The 16,478-nt window shown below is 56.1% G+C and carries 11 protein-coding genes; 8 read left to right on the top strand and 3 right to left on the bottom strand.

From position 1 onward, the window contains the following. Positions 1–555: 555 nt before the first annotated feature. The gene (locus Poly51_RS31975) at positions 556–1,578 is read left to right on the top strand and encodes a dockerin type I domain-containing protein (protein WP_449314222.1); all 1,023 of its coding nucleotides are present in this window, start codon (positions 556–558) and stop codon (positions 1,576–1,578) included. Positions 1,579–1,604: 26 nt separating this feature from the next. On the opposite strand, the gene Poly51_RS26665 is transcribed toward Poly51_RS31975, so the two are convergent. Beyond that, positions 1,605–4,007 (bottom strand): glycoside hydrolase family 95 protein, encoded by a 2,403-nt coding sequence (locus tag Poly51_RS26665; protein ID WP_246114800.1) that lies wholly within the window; start codon positions 4,005–4,007, stop codon positions 1,605–1,607. A 508-nt stretch (positions 4,008–4,515) separates the two neighbouring features. Between Poly51_RS26665 and Poly51_RS26660 the strand changes: the two genes are divergently transcribed. The 4 genes from Poly51_RS26660 (at position 4,516) to Poly51_RS26645 (ending at position 12,875) form a co-directional block, all read left to right on the top strand. Continuing rightward, positions 4,516–9,411: a LamG-like jellyroll fold domain-containing protein gene (locus Poly51_RS26660; protein WP_186775838.1), complete on the top strand. Its 4,896-nt coding sequence runs from the start codon at positions 4,516–4,518 to the stop codon at positions 9,409–9,411. Positions 9,412–9,638: 227 nt separating this feature from the next. Then, the gene (locus tag Poly51_RS26655) at positions 9,639–10,577 is read left to right on the top strand and encodes a family 43 glycosylhydrolase (RefSeq protein ID WP_146462206.1); all 939 of its coding nucleotides are present in this window, start codon (positions 9,639–9,641) and stop codon (positions 10,575–10,577) included. A 327-nt stretch (positions 10,578–10,904) separates the two neighbouring features. Next, complete coding sequence (locus Poly51_RS26650) at positions 10,905–12,101, top strand: DUF6786 family protein (RefSeq protein ID WP_146461876.1); 1,197 nt, start codon at positions 10,905–10,907, stop codon at positions 12,099–12,101. 276 nt (positions 12,102–12,377) lie between these two features. Beyond that, a complete protein-coding gene (locus Poly51_RS26645) occupies positions 12,378–12,875 on the top strand; it encodes a hypothetical protein (protein WP_146461874.1) in 498 nt (165 codons plus the stop codon). A gap of 47 nt (positions 12,876–12,922) precedes the next feature. On the opposite strand, the gene Poly51_RS26640 is transcribed toward Poly51_RS26645, so the two are convergent. Then, the gene (locus Poly51_RS26640; RefSeq protein ID WP_146461872.1) at positions 12,923–13,159 is read right to left on the bottom strand and encodes a hypothetical protein; all 237 of its coding nucleotides are present in this window, start codon (positions 13,157–13,159) and stop codon (positions 12,923–12,925) included. A gap of 50 nt (positions 13,160–13,209) precedes the next feature. Further along, positions 13,210–13,527, bottom strand: coding sequence for a hypothetical protein (locus tag Poly51_RS26635; RefSeq protein WP_186775837.1), 318 nt, complete (start codon positions 13,525–13,527; stop codon positions 13,210–13,212). Positions 13,528–13,557: 30 nt separating this feature from the next. On the opposite strand from Poly51_RS26635, the gene Poly51_RS26630 reads away from it, so the two are divergent. The 3 genes from Poly51_RS26630 (at position 13,558) to Poly51_RS26620 (ending at position 16,135) form a co-directional block, all read left to right on the top strand. Then, positions 13,558–13,950: a hypothetical protein gene (locus Poly51_RS26630; protein ID WP_186775836.1), complete on the top strand. Its 393-nt coding sequence runs from the start codon at positions 13,558–13,560 to the stop codon at positions 13,948–13,950. 224 nt (positions 13,951–14,174) lie between these two features. Further along, a complete protein-coding gene (locus Poly51_RS26625; RefSeq protein ID WP_146461867.1) occupies positions 14,175–14,867 on the top strand; it encodes a response regulator transcription factor in 693 nt (230 codons plus the stop codon). Beyond that, a complete protein-coding gene (locus tag Poly51_RS26620) occupies positions 14,864–16,135 on the top strand; it encodes an ATP-binding protein (protein WP_146461865.1) in 1,272 nt (423 codons plus the stop codon). Before Poly51_RS26625 ends, Poly51_RS26620 begins: the two co-directional genes overlap by 4 nt. The last annotated feature ends 343 nt before the right edge of the window (positions 16,136–16,478 follow it).

Genomic DNA, 16,478 nt, shown 5'->3' with positions numbered 1-16,478 from the left:
GCCGGTGGCACCCTGCGAATCGACGGCACGCACACCGGTGGCGGCGTCTACACCGTGGACTCAAGTGCCACCCTGGGCGGCACCGGATCGATCGGCTCGGCCGTCACCGTGAACTCGGGCGGACACCTCGCGCCGGGCGCCAGCGCCGGCACCCTAACAACAAACAGTGTGACGCTGTCCTCCGGTGCATTCTTCGACGTCGAAATCGGCGGCGCGACGGCGGGATCGGGATACGATCGATTGCTGACCAGCTCGGCGACACTGGGCGGAACGTTGAGTGTCTCACTGCTGCAGTCGGGCGGGACGACCTTTGCACCATCCGCGGCCGACACGTTTACGGTTGCCGTGTCCAGCGCAAGCTTGTCGGGTGCGTTCACCAACGTCGCCAGCGGCCAGCGGATTACGACAGCCGGCGGTGAAGGCACGTTCTTAGTCACCTACGACGCGTCGAGCAAAACGGTAGTGTTGTCGGACTATGCCGTGGTGTCTGTTGCTTCCACCGTTGTGGCTCGCGGTGTGGCTTACCGCGGCGCCGGCGCCGCTTACGGCGGAGGCATGGTCGACCCGAACAAGTCGGCGCTGCACGGGCCCGGTGCCGCGGCATCGATGGCCAACTACACCAACTACTCGCAAGGCATCAACCGAGTCGTCGTTGACATCGACAATCTGCCGGCGNCGACGCTGACGGAATCCGATTTCCAGTTTCGTGTCGGCAACACNGAAGACTTTGGCAACAGCCTGGCCTGGACGTCCACATCGCCGTCGGCGATCAACGTCGCGGCGCTAGCCGGGACGACCAAGCGTGTCACCATCGACTGGCCTCACCAAACCATCATGAACCAATGGTTGGAAGTCACCGTCAAGGCAAACGCCAACACCGGGCTTACCCAAGACGATGTGTTCTACTTTGGCAATCAAGTCGGTGACGTCGACGGATCCACTTCGCCATCGAAGCATGTGACCGTNAACGCGTTTGACACGCTNGATGTACGNTTCCACCAGAGTCCCAGCAGCAACAGCGTTGGCATCGACAACATTTATGACATCGACCGCAACGGATCGGTCAACGCTTTCGATACCCTGGACGTACGATTCAGTCAGATGCCTTCGGGTGGACTGATGATGATCACACTGCCGCCAGCGGCAGCACCAGAAGCAACAGCGGCAGCACCAGAAGCAGCACCACCGGCAGCCAGCAGCGTTGCGGTACAGAATCCCAACAACGCATTGGACGTTAACGGTGATGGACAGGTCACGGCGTTGGACGCCTTGATCGGAATCAACTTCCTCGGACAACTCGGGCAAACCGCTGCTTCGTCCGAACAACTGGGTCTCTCTGAACACCCCTCGTCGGCGTTCTTCTATGACGTCAGCGGTGACGGCCAGGTCACGGCCCTGGACAGCCTGCGAATCATCAACAAGCTGGGCCGTGCATCGAATCAAGAAGCTGAAGTGATCGCCGTTGCACAACAGGACTCGCTATCGGACCACGACGATGAATTGGATTGGGTTTCCGATCGTCCACTGCAACAAGACCGCCTCGTTGATTTAGCGCTCAGCACGTGGACGAAAGTGTAGTCGAAATCTGCGTGAAGCAACGAGCCTTAGGATCCATTCCACGTGAAGCGATCGCCTTCGGCGAGATCTTGCTTACGCACTTCATTGCCGTAGCGCACCTGCAATGGAATTCCGCTGAGCGAACGAATCGTTGCTTCGGTCAGTTGGCCGTCTTTCCATGCAATGTCGACTTCAAAACCACCGCGAGCGCGCAACCCTTTGACGGATCCGCTTTTCCAGACCGCCGGCAACGCGGGCAACAGATGCACTTCGCCGTCATGGCTTTGCAAAAGCATTTCTGCGATCGCTGCGGTTCCTCCGAAATTGCCGTCAATCTGGAACGGCGGATGCGTGTCGAAGAGATTGGTTAGGGTCATCTTCTTATGAAGGTTGCCCAGCAGCACGTGGGCACGGTCGCCATCGTGGAAACGGGCCCAGAAGTTCACCTTCCACGCCATACTCCAACCCTTGCCGAAGTCCCCGCGAGCTTCCAATGATTTTTTGGCCGCTTCGTAGAGATCCGGTGTCGCGTTCTTGGTGATTTGATTGCCCGGATGGAAACCGTACAGATGCGAGGTGTGGCGATGATTCACGTCTTTCTCTTCGTAGTCCTCAATCCACTCCTGCAACCGCCCGGTCTTGGCGCTAATCTGCAGTGGCTGCAGCTTGGCCAATGCGGTTTCAAGTTCGCTGCGGAATTCTTTGTCGAAGTTGCCCGACGGATCGATCGCCCGGTTCGCTTCTAGCAAACTGGTGAAAAGATCGTGAACGATCTGCAGGTCCATCGTCGACGCGTAAGTAAACACCGATTCGGTTCCGTCGGCTTTGATAAATGCGTTCTCTGGTGAGTGAGACGGACTGGTGACCAATCGACCGGCCGCCGGTGTTCCTTCGGGTGCTTCGACCAAATAGTCCAACAGAAACTCCGCCGCCCCCTTCATCATCGGATAGGCTCGCTGGCTCAAGAATTCCTTGTCGCCGCCAAATCGGTAATGCTCCATCAGGTCGCGACTTGCCCAGGCTGCGCCCATCGGCCAAATGCCGTGTACGCCGTCGGCCGGAGCCGTCATGCCGAAGATGTCAGAGAGGTGGTGCAGCGTCCAACCGCTAGCGCCATAGTGAACCTTGGCCGTCTTCTCGCCAAAAGGAACGAGGCTTTCCACGTAGTCGAAGAAAGGCTGGTGGCACTCCGACAGATTCGTGGTCTGGGCCGGCCAATAATTCATCTGGAAGTTAATGTTGAAGTGGTAGTCGCTGTTCCACGCCGCGTTGTATTGCTGTGCCCACTTGCCTTGCAGGTTGGCGGGCAGATACCCAGGACGCGAACTGCTGATCAACAGGTACCGCCCAAATTGAAAGTACAGAGCTTCGAACTGCGGATCATGCTTTCCCTTTTTGATATCTCGCAGTCGTTGGTCGGTCGGCTTGTTGACGGCCCCGGTTGACCCCAAGTCCAACTGCACTCGATTGAACAACTTCTGGTAGTCGGCGACATGCGCTGCACGCAGGTCTTCGTACGACTTGTTGCCGATCGATTGCAAATACTTGTCACATCGCGCGGTCGCATCACCCGAAATATCGGTTGCGTTGTTGTAGCTTGTCGCGGCAACCACGATCAGCGTCACATCATCGGCATCTGATACTTTCAGCGTTCCATCTGCGGACGTAACACTGCCGCCATTGACGACGGGCCGAAGCTGCGCTTCGTAGTCAACGCCAAGCTTGCCTTGCAGAACAAGTTTGTTTTCGGGAGCTGATTTCGTCGATGCGTTTTCACGAGCGAATCGGGCTGTGAAGTTGATCTTTCCCGGTTGGTTCGCCGCAAGATGAATCACGATCGCTTGGTCCGGCGCGCTTACGAAAACTTCTCGCGTGTACTCGATTCCATCAACGGTGTAGTGAGTCCGATTGATCGCCGTCGTAAGATCCAAGTCGCGTCGGTAACCGGAGACCTTGTCCGTGTTCGGAAAGTCCAGGTGGACGTCACCGAGCGTCTGATAGGATTTGACCTTCATTGGTCGTCCCATCATCGTTCGACCGGCCAACCGAGTCGCTTCGTCGTTCTTACCCTCGAACAGAAGACGGCGGACTTCCGGCAGGGCCTTCAGCGCTTCGGGATTGTTGTAATCCGTGGGCACGCCATCCCAAACGGTTTCTTCGTTGAACTGGATCCGTTCGTTGTTGACCCCGCCGAAAACCATCGCGGCCATGCGACCGTTTCCAACCGGCAACGCTTCGGTCTCCCATCTGGTCGCCGGCTTGCGGTACCAGAGTGTCAACGGCTCTTCGGGAGCAGCGGCCTCGTCGGCAAACGTTTGGTTTGCTTTCGGGTTGCTGCTTTCGTCAACGTCGTGACGCCCTGCCCATGATGGTTCCGCAGCGATCCAGCTAACGATCACGAGTGCCAAAAATGCTCGAAGCATACTGCCATCCTTCTTATTGATTTTCATGGTGAAATTCGACGCGATGTTTTGCGAAATGACCGGCGCACCGTTCAATGGTAGGTGAGGCTTCGTGCGGCTAGGTCCGCCGCTTTCCTAAGAACAAGGCAAGAGAGTAGCACAGCAGCTTCCTGTGTGTTGCTGGGCGGGGACCACTGCGAGGCTCCGGGGGGACCACCAAGCCACGGGGGCCACCGAGACGATTCGCCGCCGTGGGCATTGGCACACCGATGACATGTCGCAAATCATTCCATTCACCGCCGGCATGTCGCAAATCGTTTTCCCTGCCGCTTTCTATTTGCTTCATCGCGCGAAAACCCGATATTTCAGGGTCGAAATTTTCCACGCACGTGTACACTTGCACCGCCCGATTGGATTGAAGAACGGATTGGAAACCCTTCTCTATCTTGTTCCAATTGGGCGGATTGATTCACCGGTCCAAGGCGTCAATGTCTTCGCCCCATCATCATCCCTTGCTTATCAACTCAGTCTCTTCTCAGCACCGTTCGGAATGCAAATGTCTAAACCTGGTTTCTGGGCATCAGATCGGTGGTCACGTCAAGCAAAGTCGCAACGGCGTCGAACCACATCACAGCAACGCCGGTTGCGGTTGTTCGAGTCGCTGGAACAGCGCATCGTCTTCGCGACTCTGGCTTGGTACCCACTTGATGAAGTCTCTGGCGCGGTGGCGACTGATGTCTCAGGAAACAGCAACCATGGCACCGTCACCGGCGGTGCGTGGGCAGACGGTCAGCTTGGCGGATCGATCGATTTCAATGCAAATGGCAACATCTCGGTTCCTGCGTCGACGTTTGCTACGGTTGATCAACAAGTAACGTTTTCGTTTTGGGCGTACGGCGGTGACACGCAACCGACCAACGACAGCATTCTTTACGGGGTCAATTCAAGCGGAAGTCGAGTCTTGAATGTCCACCTGTCGTTTAGTAACGGCAGGGTCTATTGGGACGCCGGGAACGACTCTGGGTACGATCGAATTAATAGGGCGGTCACGGATCCGCTGATTCACAAAGACTCATGGCATCATTGGGCGTTCACCAAGAATGCGACTTCGGGCACGATGGCTATCTACCTAGATGGTCAGTTGTGGGCGTCCGGTACCGGCAATACCAAGTCCATGGCCGGCGTCACGTCCTTTACGCTCGGCTCGAACACCAATGGCAGTGAAGGATATGACGGCCGACTGGACGATGTGCGTATTTTTGACAACGCATTGACGGCCGCCGAAGTCCTGGCACTGTACACGACCACCACGGCTCCGAACACGGAAGAAGTGTTGGCAACCAATAGCACGCTTGCTGCGAATGCCGACGCCACGACTGTCATCACTTCGGCAAACCTGCAAGCGACCGATGCCGAGCAATCTGCGTCGGAACTGACCTACACGATGACGAGCCTTCCCGTGAATGGGACGATTGTTCACGATGGTACGGTGCTGGCTCAGTACGGCACCTTCACCCAGGCCGACATTGATAACAGTCTTGTGGTCTACGATCATGCCGGCGGATCCATCGCGGACAGCTTTACGTTTGCTGTAAACGATGGTTTGGGCAGTGCCACCACAGGTACGTTCAACGTCCTTGTCGCCAACAACGGCACGGTAAGCAGCCTGGCCGATCTGCGAGCGTTGGGCACGACGGTCGACAACACCACCGTTACCCTCAGCACGACCGGTGGCGATCCACACCCGGTGACCGGCGTTGTGACACCCGGCCACTATTGGATCAATGGGGATCACATTGCTAACCCCACCAGTTCCGAACCGACGTTTCTAGAATTGGGCGGTACGAACAACACGTACATCTTTACTGGCACCACCATCAACCTAGACACTCGCAAGCTGGATGGATTCGGGCGAGCGCTCGCCCATGACAGCGGTATCGAAGTGGTCAAGATCAGCGGCACCGGCAACACCATCAATGATCTGAATCTGATGGGGCATGACCTGGCCATGGACACCGACCCGGGAGCGCAGCGGCACGCTGACTGGGCCGCGGTCTATGTCCAAATGACTGGCACCGACAACACGGTGGACGGTGCCCACGTCCTGACCCGAGGTTCGTCGCCTTATGGTTACGGAGACGTGTTCGGCAAAGGAGCTCGGGTCAATCCACAGGGATGGGATCCGGGGCCAGCACTTGACGAGAATGGTGACCCGGTTGGCGATGGGGTGGGACTGCCCTGGCATGCCCACAACAAGACGTCTGCCTTCCAGGTCATCGATACCGTCGATGCGGTGATCAATGACATGCATTTGGAAGTTAAAACGTACGGGCACGGATTCTTTGTCCAGGGCACGGCGCAAAACACCACGCTGACCAACAGCACCGTTACCGGCGAACTGTTTTCCAGCAACAACGTGATCGCCACCGAACTGTACCAGGCTTATGGTTTCACATCGCACGGCAACGTGCTTCCTCCCGACATGATGATTTCGGGCAATGAAGACGGCGTGCGAATGTACACAGGCCCATCTGGGTTGACGGTCGACAACGTCGTCGTGACCAATATGCGCACCGGATTCTCAGTGGCACTGGGCAGGGGCACGATGAATCTGAACAACGTCGAAGCGTACGGCACGGAAAACGGGTTCAATTTCAAGTCGAACACCACGATCACGAACGCCAAGGGTGATATTACCCACGGCCCGCTGCTGCACACCCCCTACGACAGCGCGAGCAACACGTCGGTCGAGGTGGAACTGGTTGGCGGTATTCCCGAGGGAGTCGACTGGTCGGTCGCCTATGTCGCTGGCAACAACCTAGACATCACGATCAACAGCTCTGTGCCGCTCGGCGATCTGCCCGAGGATTCACTGGTCCGATTGGGCCAGGTGTTCTTCGATAACTGGCGCGACTCCAAACATCCCACCGGCCCGGACGATCACGGTGATAACAACTACGACTACATCAACTCGACATTCATCAACAACACGAACCAAGTCACCGTGCTAGGGATCAGCGTCACGGGCAACACAGGAAGTTCCCAAGGCGGCGTGATCAGCAACGGGAAAGACAATCAATACGACGGGGTGACGTTGGTCTATAGCGGCGATCGTCTTACCGTCGAGCACCTCAACGGCATGGGCAATGTCGGCGATGCGACCGCAGGCACGTACGATTCCAATGGGACGATCGTATTCGACGGTGCGACGTTGGAAGTTAACCCGAGCCTTCGCATCACCGACGAACGTGTCACGATCACCGGTGACGGAGTCAATGGGAAAGGGGCCGTCTACTCCGACGGTTCGGTCGACAACAACACGCGATTGGTAGGCGCGGGCAATAACGACATTATCGTGCTTGACGGCGACGCATCGATCGGTGTGGGGATCGCCGGCAATCAATTGTTGGTCGGCCGGGTTAGCGGGACCGGAAACCTAACCAAGTTAGGCGCCGGGAACTTGTCCATGGAGAGATCCAGCACGTTTGCCGGAAACTTGATTGTCGACGAGGGCGGAGTGATCGGAAGGCCGAGCGTCGTTCGTAATAACCTGACGGTCGCTAGCGGGGCTTGGATCGGCGCAATCGGGAACGACATGCTCAATACACCCGATGGCGTGGTCCAGCTTGATGGCACACTGGATATGAACCGACGTGCCGATGACAACAACATCACTGGAAAGATTGGTCGACTCAATGGTTTTGGCCAGATCACCTCAAGTAACTCGTTTGCCGGTTCCGGCGGAACACTGACGATCACCGGAGACTCTGGTTCCGGCGATTTCTCGGGATCGATCAATGGCAACGTCAGCTTGGTCAAATCAGGCAATGGGACACAATCGCTCGGCGGAACGATGATCCACACGGGCACCACAACGGTCAGCGCGGGAACGATGCTGGTAAACGGACCCCATACCGGCGGCGGCATCTACACCGTCAACGGCGGTGGAACGCTCGGCGGTATCGGATCGATCGGCTCGGCCGTGATCGTGAACTCGGGCGGGCGTCTTGCACCGGGCGAAAGCGCCGGCATCCTAACAGCAGACAGTGTGACGCTGTCCTCCGGTGCATTCTTTGACATAGAGATCGGCGGCACGACGGCGGGGTCTGGGTACGATCGATTGCTTACCAGTTCGGCGACACTGGGCGGAACGTTGAACGTCTCGTTGATCGGGTCGGGCGGGACAACCTTTGCACCTTCCCCGGCGGACACCTTTACCGTTGCCGTGTCCAGCGCGAGCATGTCAGGCGATTTTGAAAACGTCGCCAACGGCCAACGAATCACAACGGTCGGCGGTGAAGGCACTTTCTTAGTGACGTATGATGCGTCTAGCAGTACGGTGGTGCTGTCGGACTATGCCGTGGTGTCAGTTGCGTCCACCATCGTTAACCGCGGCGTGGCCTACCGTGGCGCCAGTGCGATTTATGGCGAAGGCATGGTCGACCCGAACAAGTCGGCGCTGCACGGGCCCGGTGCCGCGGCATCGATGGCCAACTACACCAACTACTCGCAAGGCATCAACCGAGTCGTCGTTGACATCGACAATCTGCCGGCGTCGACGCTGACGGAATCCGATTTCCAGTTTCGTGTCGGCAACACAGAAGACTTTGGCAACAGCCTGGCCTGGACGTCCACATCGCCGTCGGCGATCAACGTCGCGGCGCTAGCCGGGACGACCAAGCGTGTCACCATCGACTGGCCTCACCAAACCATCATGAACCAATGGTTGGAAGTCACCGTCAAGGCAAACGCCAACACCGGGCTTACCCAAGACGATGTGTTCTACTTTGGCAATCAAGTCGGTGACGTCGACGGATCCACTTCGCCATCGAAGCATGTGACCGTTAACGCGTTTGACACGCTGGATGTACGATTCCACCAGAGTCCCAGCAGCAACAGCGTTGGCATCGACAACATTTATGACATCGACCGCAACGGATCGGTCAACGCTTTCGATACCCTGGACGTACGATTCAGTCAGATGCCTTCGGGTGGACTGATGATGATCACACTGCCGCCAGCGGCGGCACCAGAAGCAACAGCGGCAGCACCAGAAGCAGCACCACCGGCAGCCAGCAGCGTTGCGGTACAGAATCCCAACAACGCGTTGGACGTTAACGGTGATGGACAGGTCACGGCGTTGGACGCCTTGATCGGAATCAACTTCCTCGGACAAACCGCTGCGTCGTCCGAACTGTGGGGTTTCTCAGAACGCCAGTCGTCGGCGTTCTTCTATGACGTCAGCGGTGATGGCCGGGTGACCGCCCTGGACAGTCTGCAGATCATCAACAAGCTGGGACGATCATCGAGTCAGCAAGCTGAAATGAGCGCCATTGACCAGCAAGACTCACTATCGGACCGCGACGATGAATTGGATTGGGTTTCCGATCGAACATTGCAACAAGACAGCATCTTTGATTTAGCACTAAGTACTTGGAATAAAGAAAAATGACCTATCTCTTAAGCAGCAACCGCTGCCTCCGATCGTTGAAAGCTTGCGTTGCGGTTGTGTTGATCTCCGCTTGAACGAAAGGGTTGCCTTTTCCAATTCATCGATCCTGTGGTGATCGTCGCCGAAGTTCCAGTACCGGACTGTGAACGGTTTCGATGTGAACACGCCAACAAGCAGATGCTAATTTCATGAAACGTACTCTTTGTCAAATCCTCGGTGCGGCTACGATGCTTGCGGTGACTTCCGTTGCCTCTCATTCGCAAGACAATCGACTCGGTACCGTGGAAGTAACCTATTCCGAGTTGTCGGGTATCGGTGCGGAAGAAGGCGTGATGCGTCGCGACCCGAGCGACATTATCAAGGTTGGCGATCTTTATTACGTCTGGTACTCGAAGGGCAAGATCTCGCCGGGTTACGACGCTACTATTTGGTACGCGACGTCGCCGGATGGTCACCAATGGACCGAAAAAGGAATGGCGCTCGCCAAAGGTGAAGCGGGCACTTGGGAAGGCGCAAGCGTCTTCACACCCAACATCCTGGTTGCCGAGGACCGTTACTGGTTGTTCTATACCGGCACGTCCAAAACGTTTGGCAAGGGTTTCCATCCAGATTCGAAAATTGGCATCGCAGTCTCGGATTCCGCGGATGGTCCGTGGGAACGATTGGCGACCAATCCGGCACTTCGCAACAGCGACAATCCCGATGACTTCGACAGCCACTTGATCGACGATGCCTGTTTATTGGTGCGCGATGAAAAGTACTGGTTTTATTACAAAGGGCGTCAACTCGGCAAAAGCCCCGCGCAGACTCAGATGGGCGTCGCCATCGCAGACAAGCCGGAAGGGCCGTACGTGAAGTATGAAAACAACCCCGTCATTCCGGGCAACCATGAAGTGATGGTCTGGCCACAAGGTTCCGGAGTGGCCGCGATGATTGGCACCACCGGCCCGAAACAGATCACCCGTTCCATTCTCTACTCGGAAGATGGATTCCGGTTTTCCAAGACACACAAAATCATCTCCGTCCCGACTGCGGCGGGCGCCTATCGTCCCGAAGCGTTCAATCAAAGCGGCGATGGGAAACAGATCCAGTGGGGCGTTCACATCGGTAAACGAGGCGGCTTTCTGCCGTTCATCCAGCGATTCGATCTCAACGAGGTGAATTAAGCCAAGTCGGGCCGAATCGCGATCGCCACCACATCGGATCAATTGGTCTACAACTTGGACATGCTGGCATCGCCCTTGCCGCACTGACGGACCAACAATCGACGAGACTTAATTAGCAGACAGTGTGAACGCCCTGCCCGCCTCGGTCGGCGAAGTGACACGATCGACGAATATCCAATGCTTGCGAACTAAGGCATTGAGCGGAACCCGAAATTTCCTAGCCCCATCATCCCGCGGCGAGAACGAGACATGCGAACGAAGCTAAAACTGATTCACAAAACCACTTTGCCACTCTTCCTTTTTCTTACGACGCATTGCGGAGTTGACATGACCATTGCTCAGGAGAGTCTCATTGCAACGAAAACGTTCCAGGCTGATCTGGATTTTCTGACAAAGCATACGCCGATCGTGTTGCTGGAAAGTAAGGGAGCCGCGGTCGCCGTGGCCCCTGACTACCAGGGTCGCGTGATGACCAGCACCGTTGATCGCGGGAATGGACCGAGCTTTGGTTGGATCAACCGCAAGGTCATCGAAGCAGGGTTGCTTTCGCCTGGGCAACGCAAGGGAAAGCTTGAAGAGCATATCTACATCTTCGGCGGCGAAGAGCGATTTTGGTTGGGGCCCGAAGGAGGCCAATTTGCATTATTCTTCCAACCCGGTTCGAAGTTCGAGTTTGACGACTGGACCACGCCCGCGGCGATCGATACCGAACCCTTCGAATTGGTCGAGCAATCGGCGACGTCGGCTACGTTTCGGCGTGATTGCGAGATGACGAACTTCAGCGGGACGAAGTTCTTGATGGGCATCCAACGAACGGTTCGCTTGCTCGACGACGACGCGGTCGCAACTGCGCTCGGTGGCCCGGCGCTGCCCGACGGCGTCAAATGTGTCGCTTACCAAACCGACAATAGTCTGACCAATCGCGGCGATAAGTCCTGGTCACCCGAAACCGGATTGCCATCGATTTGGATTTTGGGAATGTACAATCCGTCGCCCCGAACAACGGTGGTGATTCCGTTCAAGGCGGGTGAGGAAGCGGACCTGGGGCCAACGGTCAACGATGCTTACTTCGGCAAGGTGCCGCCGGACTATTTGACGGTTCACGACGACGTCCTGTTCTTCAAAGGTGATGGCACCCATCGTGGCAAGATCGGCGTTACTCCAGCGCGTTCCAAAGGCATTGCGGGCAGCTATGACGCCGATGGTGGTGTGCTAAACATTGTGACTTACAACGTCCAGGATGCGCCCTTTGGCTACGTCAATTCGATGTGGGAACATCAAGAGAAGCCCTACGACGGTGACGTACTCAACGCGTACAACGATGGTTCACCCGCACCGGGCGAACCGCCCCTAGGACCATTCTATGAACTGGAAACGTCGTCGCCTGCCGCTGCGCTGAAACCCGGCGAAACAATGCGACATGTGCAAACGACGCTGCACATCCAAGGATCCAAAGAACAGCTCGACGCGATCGCCAAACGGACGCTGGGCGTAAGCCTGGATGAAGTCAAAGTGGACCCGTAGTTGCCACGCCCGCCGCAGTTGCAAAGGATCCGGTGGGGCTGCCCAAAAGCACCCCCCTCTTCGGGTTGCCGCCGACCCCTCCAAAGGAACGTTTTATGAAAAAATTATTAGACACATATCTTGCCCAGCCAACCCAACCGCACCTCCCCTCATTACACTCGGACGACCGTCTGCATCCGGAAACCCTACGTTTCCGAGCAAGATCCCCCCTTTCACGTCATACCATCATTCTCGCGGGCTGGTTCGGCTCGCATCCGAGACAACGAGTACATAGATATGAATTACAAGAGACGATTGCTGGCGATTTTCATTGCAGCCTCGATGGCGACGGGTAATTCTTTGCAAGCGGGCACTGTCAATTGGGACGGGCTTGGCGACGGCACCACGTACGAGGATGGCGGCAACTGGGGCGGTACAGCTCCCGCCAATGACCTCGTCACCGACACGGCAACTTTTACTGGCGGAACGGTCGATCTTTCCACCACCCGTCAAGTCGGTGGCATTGACTTCAGTAGCCCCTCAACCCTGAGCGGCATCGGCAGTATTGAGATCGGATCCGGCGGCATCGCCGTTGGTGGCAACAGTGCAATCGGCACCTCAGCGGTATTCAATCAGACCAACACCTGGGATGCCCCCAATTCCTGTACCAGGCGTTATGAAAGATTGGGTTGGGGAATTGGGATCGGTGATTCGCAGTGCTGCTGGAGTGAGGCCGTAGGCCGAACGGAAGCAGCACTGCGAATCGCGAACTGGCTAATAAAGTGCCTTGGCTAATAAAGTGCCTTGGCTAATAGAGTGCCTTGGCTAATAGAGTGCCTTGGCTAATAGAGTGCCTTGGCTAATAGAGTGCCTTGGCTATTGAGCACTTCGACGACCGAGTGGTGTCTACCTTTTTGACACGAATCGGTACACAGCGGATCGGGATAGCTGGGTTTGAACTTGCTATGCTGGCGGATTGTGTAGTCTTGATTGGCTGCGCGGACGGGGCACGCCAGTGGTTCAAATGAAACAGTTCGCGTTCGACGCGCTTCTCCGCTCAATTTTTCTGGTTGCATCATAGGAACTGAATAAAATGAACTCAAAAATTTGCAGTCACATTCTAGCGTCGTCATGCCTTGTCATCATGATCAGTTGCATCAGTCGGTCCGCGGAAGCTCAGAACACGGATGCCGTTGAGCGGTGGCTTGGCCAGATCGTTGCTGACGGCGATCTGACGCTCGAGCAGGCGCACGTGATGCTGCGCGCATTGCATGAATTTTCGCGGCATCAAGGAAGCAAAGAAAGAGAGTTTGTTCGTGAGCATGCGGAAGATAGTCGAACCGAACTGCTGGAACACTTTGAACGGTTGGGATTTGACGAAGCGTCGGTTGACCGAGTCCAGCAAATGCTCGGCGAAACAGATATAGAAGGTGAGCGACGGGGTCACGTGTTGCGGGTCGTTCTGCGATTGGTCCAGATGATGCGCTCGTCCGACGAGCAGTTTGAGATGCCCGATCTGATGCGGGAACATTTTCGCTCGCAACTGAAGCTTTCAGACCAACAAATCGGCAAGGTCTTTGGGATCGCAAAGCGGCTCAGCCAGCAGGGGCAACATCGTCCCGATCAAGCTCGTCGCGCTGAAATTCAGCAGGAGGTCATGGCGTGGATCGAGTCGCTGGGTGATGATTTGAAAGAAGCCGTCGAGAGAGGCGACTTGAGCGAAAGAGAAGCTTGGGAAAAATGGGAATGGATCAAGGGAAATCAAATCGGACCTAAAACGGAAGCCGCAGTCGAGAAAGGTCAACTGTCTCGCGAGCAAGGCGAAGAGATATGGAACACGATCGAAAAAGACGAAGCGGCGAAGAAATAACAAGACGATTCGAACGACGCGGATTGATGTCGTGACGGGATACTCGGCGACGTGACGGTTAATACGCTAGTGTCAGGCCTAAACGTTGGCAAAAGTATCCACTCAAATCCAGTTACCCTTTTGTCATCGGATTGGACTTTGACGAAAAGTAGCCGACGACGGCAGCACCCTCCGTGGCAATTTCAATCTAGATCGAACGAAATCTCCGAGTTTACAGTTTTACCATGACATCACACATTCTGCTTGTTGAGGATGATGCGCCGTTGGCAACGATGGTTCAAGAATTCTTAGTCGAGCACGGCTTCGATGTCACGATCGAGGGAAACGGCGAGGTTGCGATTGAGCGAATCTTGCGAGATCCTTATGACGCTATCGTGCTGGATATCGGGCTGCCGGGTGTCGACGGGTTCAGCGTCTGTCGTCGCGTACGGCCCGCTTATGGTGGGCCGATCATCATGTTGACTGCCCGCGGTGAAGAGGTTGACGAAGTGATCGCTTTGGAAATCGGTGCCGACGATTTCATGACCAAGCCCGTCCGTCCACGCGCATTGCTCGCACGGTTGAAGGTTCACCTTCGCCGCGGCGAGACGTCATTGATGGGCGAAGCCAGCAATCGGATCGAGGTCGGTGATCTTGAGATCGAGCCGTCGACGCGGATCGTTTGGGTCGCGGGGGTAACCGTCGAACTGACGACGGCCGAGTACGACTTGCTAGCCTATTTGGCAATGCGGGCAGGCACGGTCGTTGATCGTAAGGGGATCTATCTCGACTTGTTGGAGTTCCCTTACGATGGACTGGACCGTTCGATTGACTTGCGAGTTTCGCGTTTGCGCAAGAAGCTCCACGACGATCCGAATCATCCGACGCGAATCAAATCCGTTCGCGGCGTTGGATATTTGATGGCGAAACCGACATGACGCGTCTGTTCCTTCGATTTTACCTGGGCGTGCTGTTGATTCTGTTCGTGGCATGGTTGATCCAGGCATACGTGTTTCGCGGAACGACCCAAGCGAAAAACATCGCCGTGATTGAAGACGCACTCAGCGGCGGCGCGATCTCGGCGCGCGACGATTTGATCGACGGTGGTAAAGAAAAATTTGCAAAGACGCTTGAACAGGTCCGCGGTCGATTCGCGTATCCGGTCATGATCGTTGATCGTGAAGCCCGACCAATGGCTGCGGCGATGAACGCTCGGATTGAGCGAGGGGAGGCGGTTTTTCACTGGGGGAAAATTGACGTGGCAATCACTGGCACCGATCAATTGGTCGAGTTCGGGCCGCTGCCCGAATTTGTCGGTCCGGCGCAAAGTGATGTGCTGCTGGGGCTCGGCAGCGTGTTCTTACTGGCGGCTGGCGCGATCGCCGTTCTACTGCGTCCGATCGCGAGGCAATTTAGGAATGTTGAGCGAACTGCTTTGGCGATTGCGAGTGGTGATCTGTCCGCTCGTATTGATGGCGGAAACAAGAAGGGCGTCCTTCCAATCGTCGGAGCATTCAACAATATGGCCGATCGCGTTGAGTCGCTGCTAAGGTCGCAAAAGGAATTGTTGCAAGCGGTGTCACACGAACTGCGGACGCCTTTGGCTCGCATTCGATTCGCAACCGAGTTGGTTCGATCGGCTGATGATCGCACGAAACGGGAGCTGCGGATCGATTCGATCGACGAAGCGACCGACAAGCTAGATAAACTGGTAGGTGAGCTGTTGGAATACACTCGACACGATTCCGGAACTGAGGCCGTCGATCGAGAGCAGGTCAGCCTAGATTCCGTTGTATCCGAAGCGATCCAGACATATGAACCGCTCTATCCAGCGATCGACTTTCAGAGCATCCAGAGTCCCAATCAAGCTGAATTGAGCACCAATCGGGTCACCATTCAGCGGGCAGTCGATAATCTGGTCAGCAACGCTGGCAAGTACGCGCATTCGAAAGTGGTCGTAGGCGTGTCCAAGCAGGATCAAAGTTACTGCATCTTTGTTGAAGAAGATGGTGACGGCATTCCACCGGAAGATCGACAATCGGTATTCGAGCCCTTCCGAAGACTGTCCGGCGATTCACATCCGGGCACTGGACTTGGGCTCGCACTGGTTCGACGCATTTGCGAACTGTTGGGTGGCGATGTAAACGTGACGGACAGCCCATTGGGCGGAGCGAAGTTCATGATCCGTTTGCCCAGCGATTCGTGATCGTGTCATCCACGTTGCAACCAACTTCAATGCGTCACTGTCGCCGTCAAATGCTGGCTGATTGGTTAGGCGGATTGACGAAACGCCATTTCCACCGCATCCAAGTCCAAATGGATGTGGCCCGTATTCTTGCCACGTCGCCGTGCCGGCATTTCGACCCTTTGCAACGTGGCGGCACTGTGCGTTTCGCCTTCCGTTCAGAAATCATCCCCGTGCGCATAAATGCGAAAAATTTAATGCGATGCTGGCCAGCCGATCGATTCGATCTGTGAAAAGATTGCTGCCTGTCCCGCCGCCCGCACGTTTTTAAACTCGTTAAAACTCTCGGTGCGGACGTCTTCAG

The organism is Rubripirellula tenax (assembly GCF_007860125.1).
GTDB lineage: Bacteria > Planctomycetota > Planctomycetia > Pirellulales > Pirellulaceae > Rubripirellula > Rubripirellula tenax.
The sequence above is the reverse complement of the archived record's forward strand: the minus strand, read 5'-3'. Positions and strand labels throughout refer to the sequence as shown.

Bases quoted from the DNA above. Each gene is read 5' to 3' on its own strand.
- Poly51_RS26645 (WP_146461874.1), top strand. From the start codon at position 12,378: ATGAATTACAAGAGACGATTGCTGGCGATTTTCATTGCAGCCTCGATG.
- Poly51_RS26665 (WP_246114800.1), bottom strand. From the start codon at position 4,007: ATGAAAATCAATAAGAAGGATGGCAGTATGCTTCGAGCATTTTTGGCA.
- Poly51_RS26655 (WP_146462206.1), top strand. From the start codon at position 9,639: ATGCTTGCGGTGACTTCCGTTGCCTCTCATTCGCAAGACAATCGACTC.
- Poly51_RS26625 (WP_146461867.1), top strand. From the start codon at position 14,175: ATGACATCACACATTCTGCTTGTTGAGGATGATGCGCCGTTGGCAACG.
- Poly51_RS26630 (WP_186775836.1), top strand. From the start codon at position 13,558: ATGATGCGCTCGTCCGACGAGCAGTTTGAGATGCCCGATCTGATGCGG.
- Poly51_RS26660 (WP_186775838.1), top strand. From the start codon at position 4,516: ATGTCTAAACCTGGTTTCTGGGCATCAGATCGGTGGTCACGTCAAGCA.
- Poly51_RS26620 (WP_146461865.1), top strand. From the start codon at position 14,864: ATGACGCGTCTGTTCCTTCGATTTTACCTGGGCGTGCTGTTGATTCTG.
- Poly51_RS26650 (WP_146461876.1), top strand. From the start codon at position 10,905: ATGACCATTGCTCAGGAGAGTCTCATTGCAACGAAAACGTTCCAGGCT.
- Poly51_RS26640 (WP_146461872.1), bottom strand. From the start codon at position 13,159: ATGATGCAACCAGAAAAATTGAGCGGAGAAGCGCGTCGAACGCGAACT.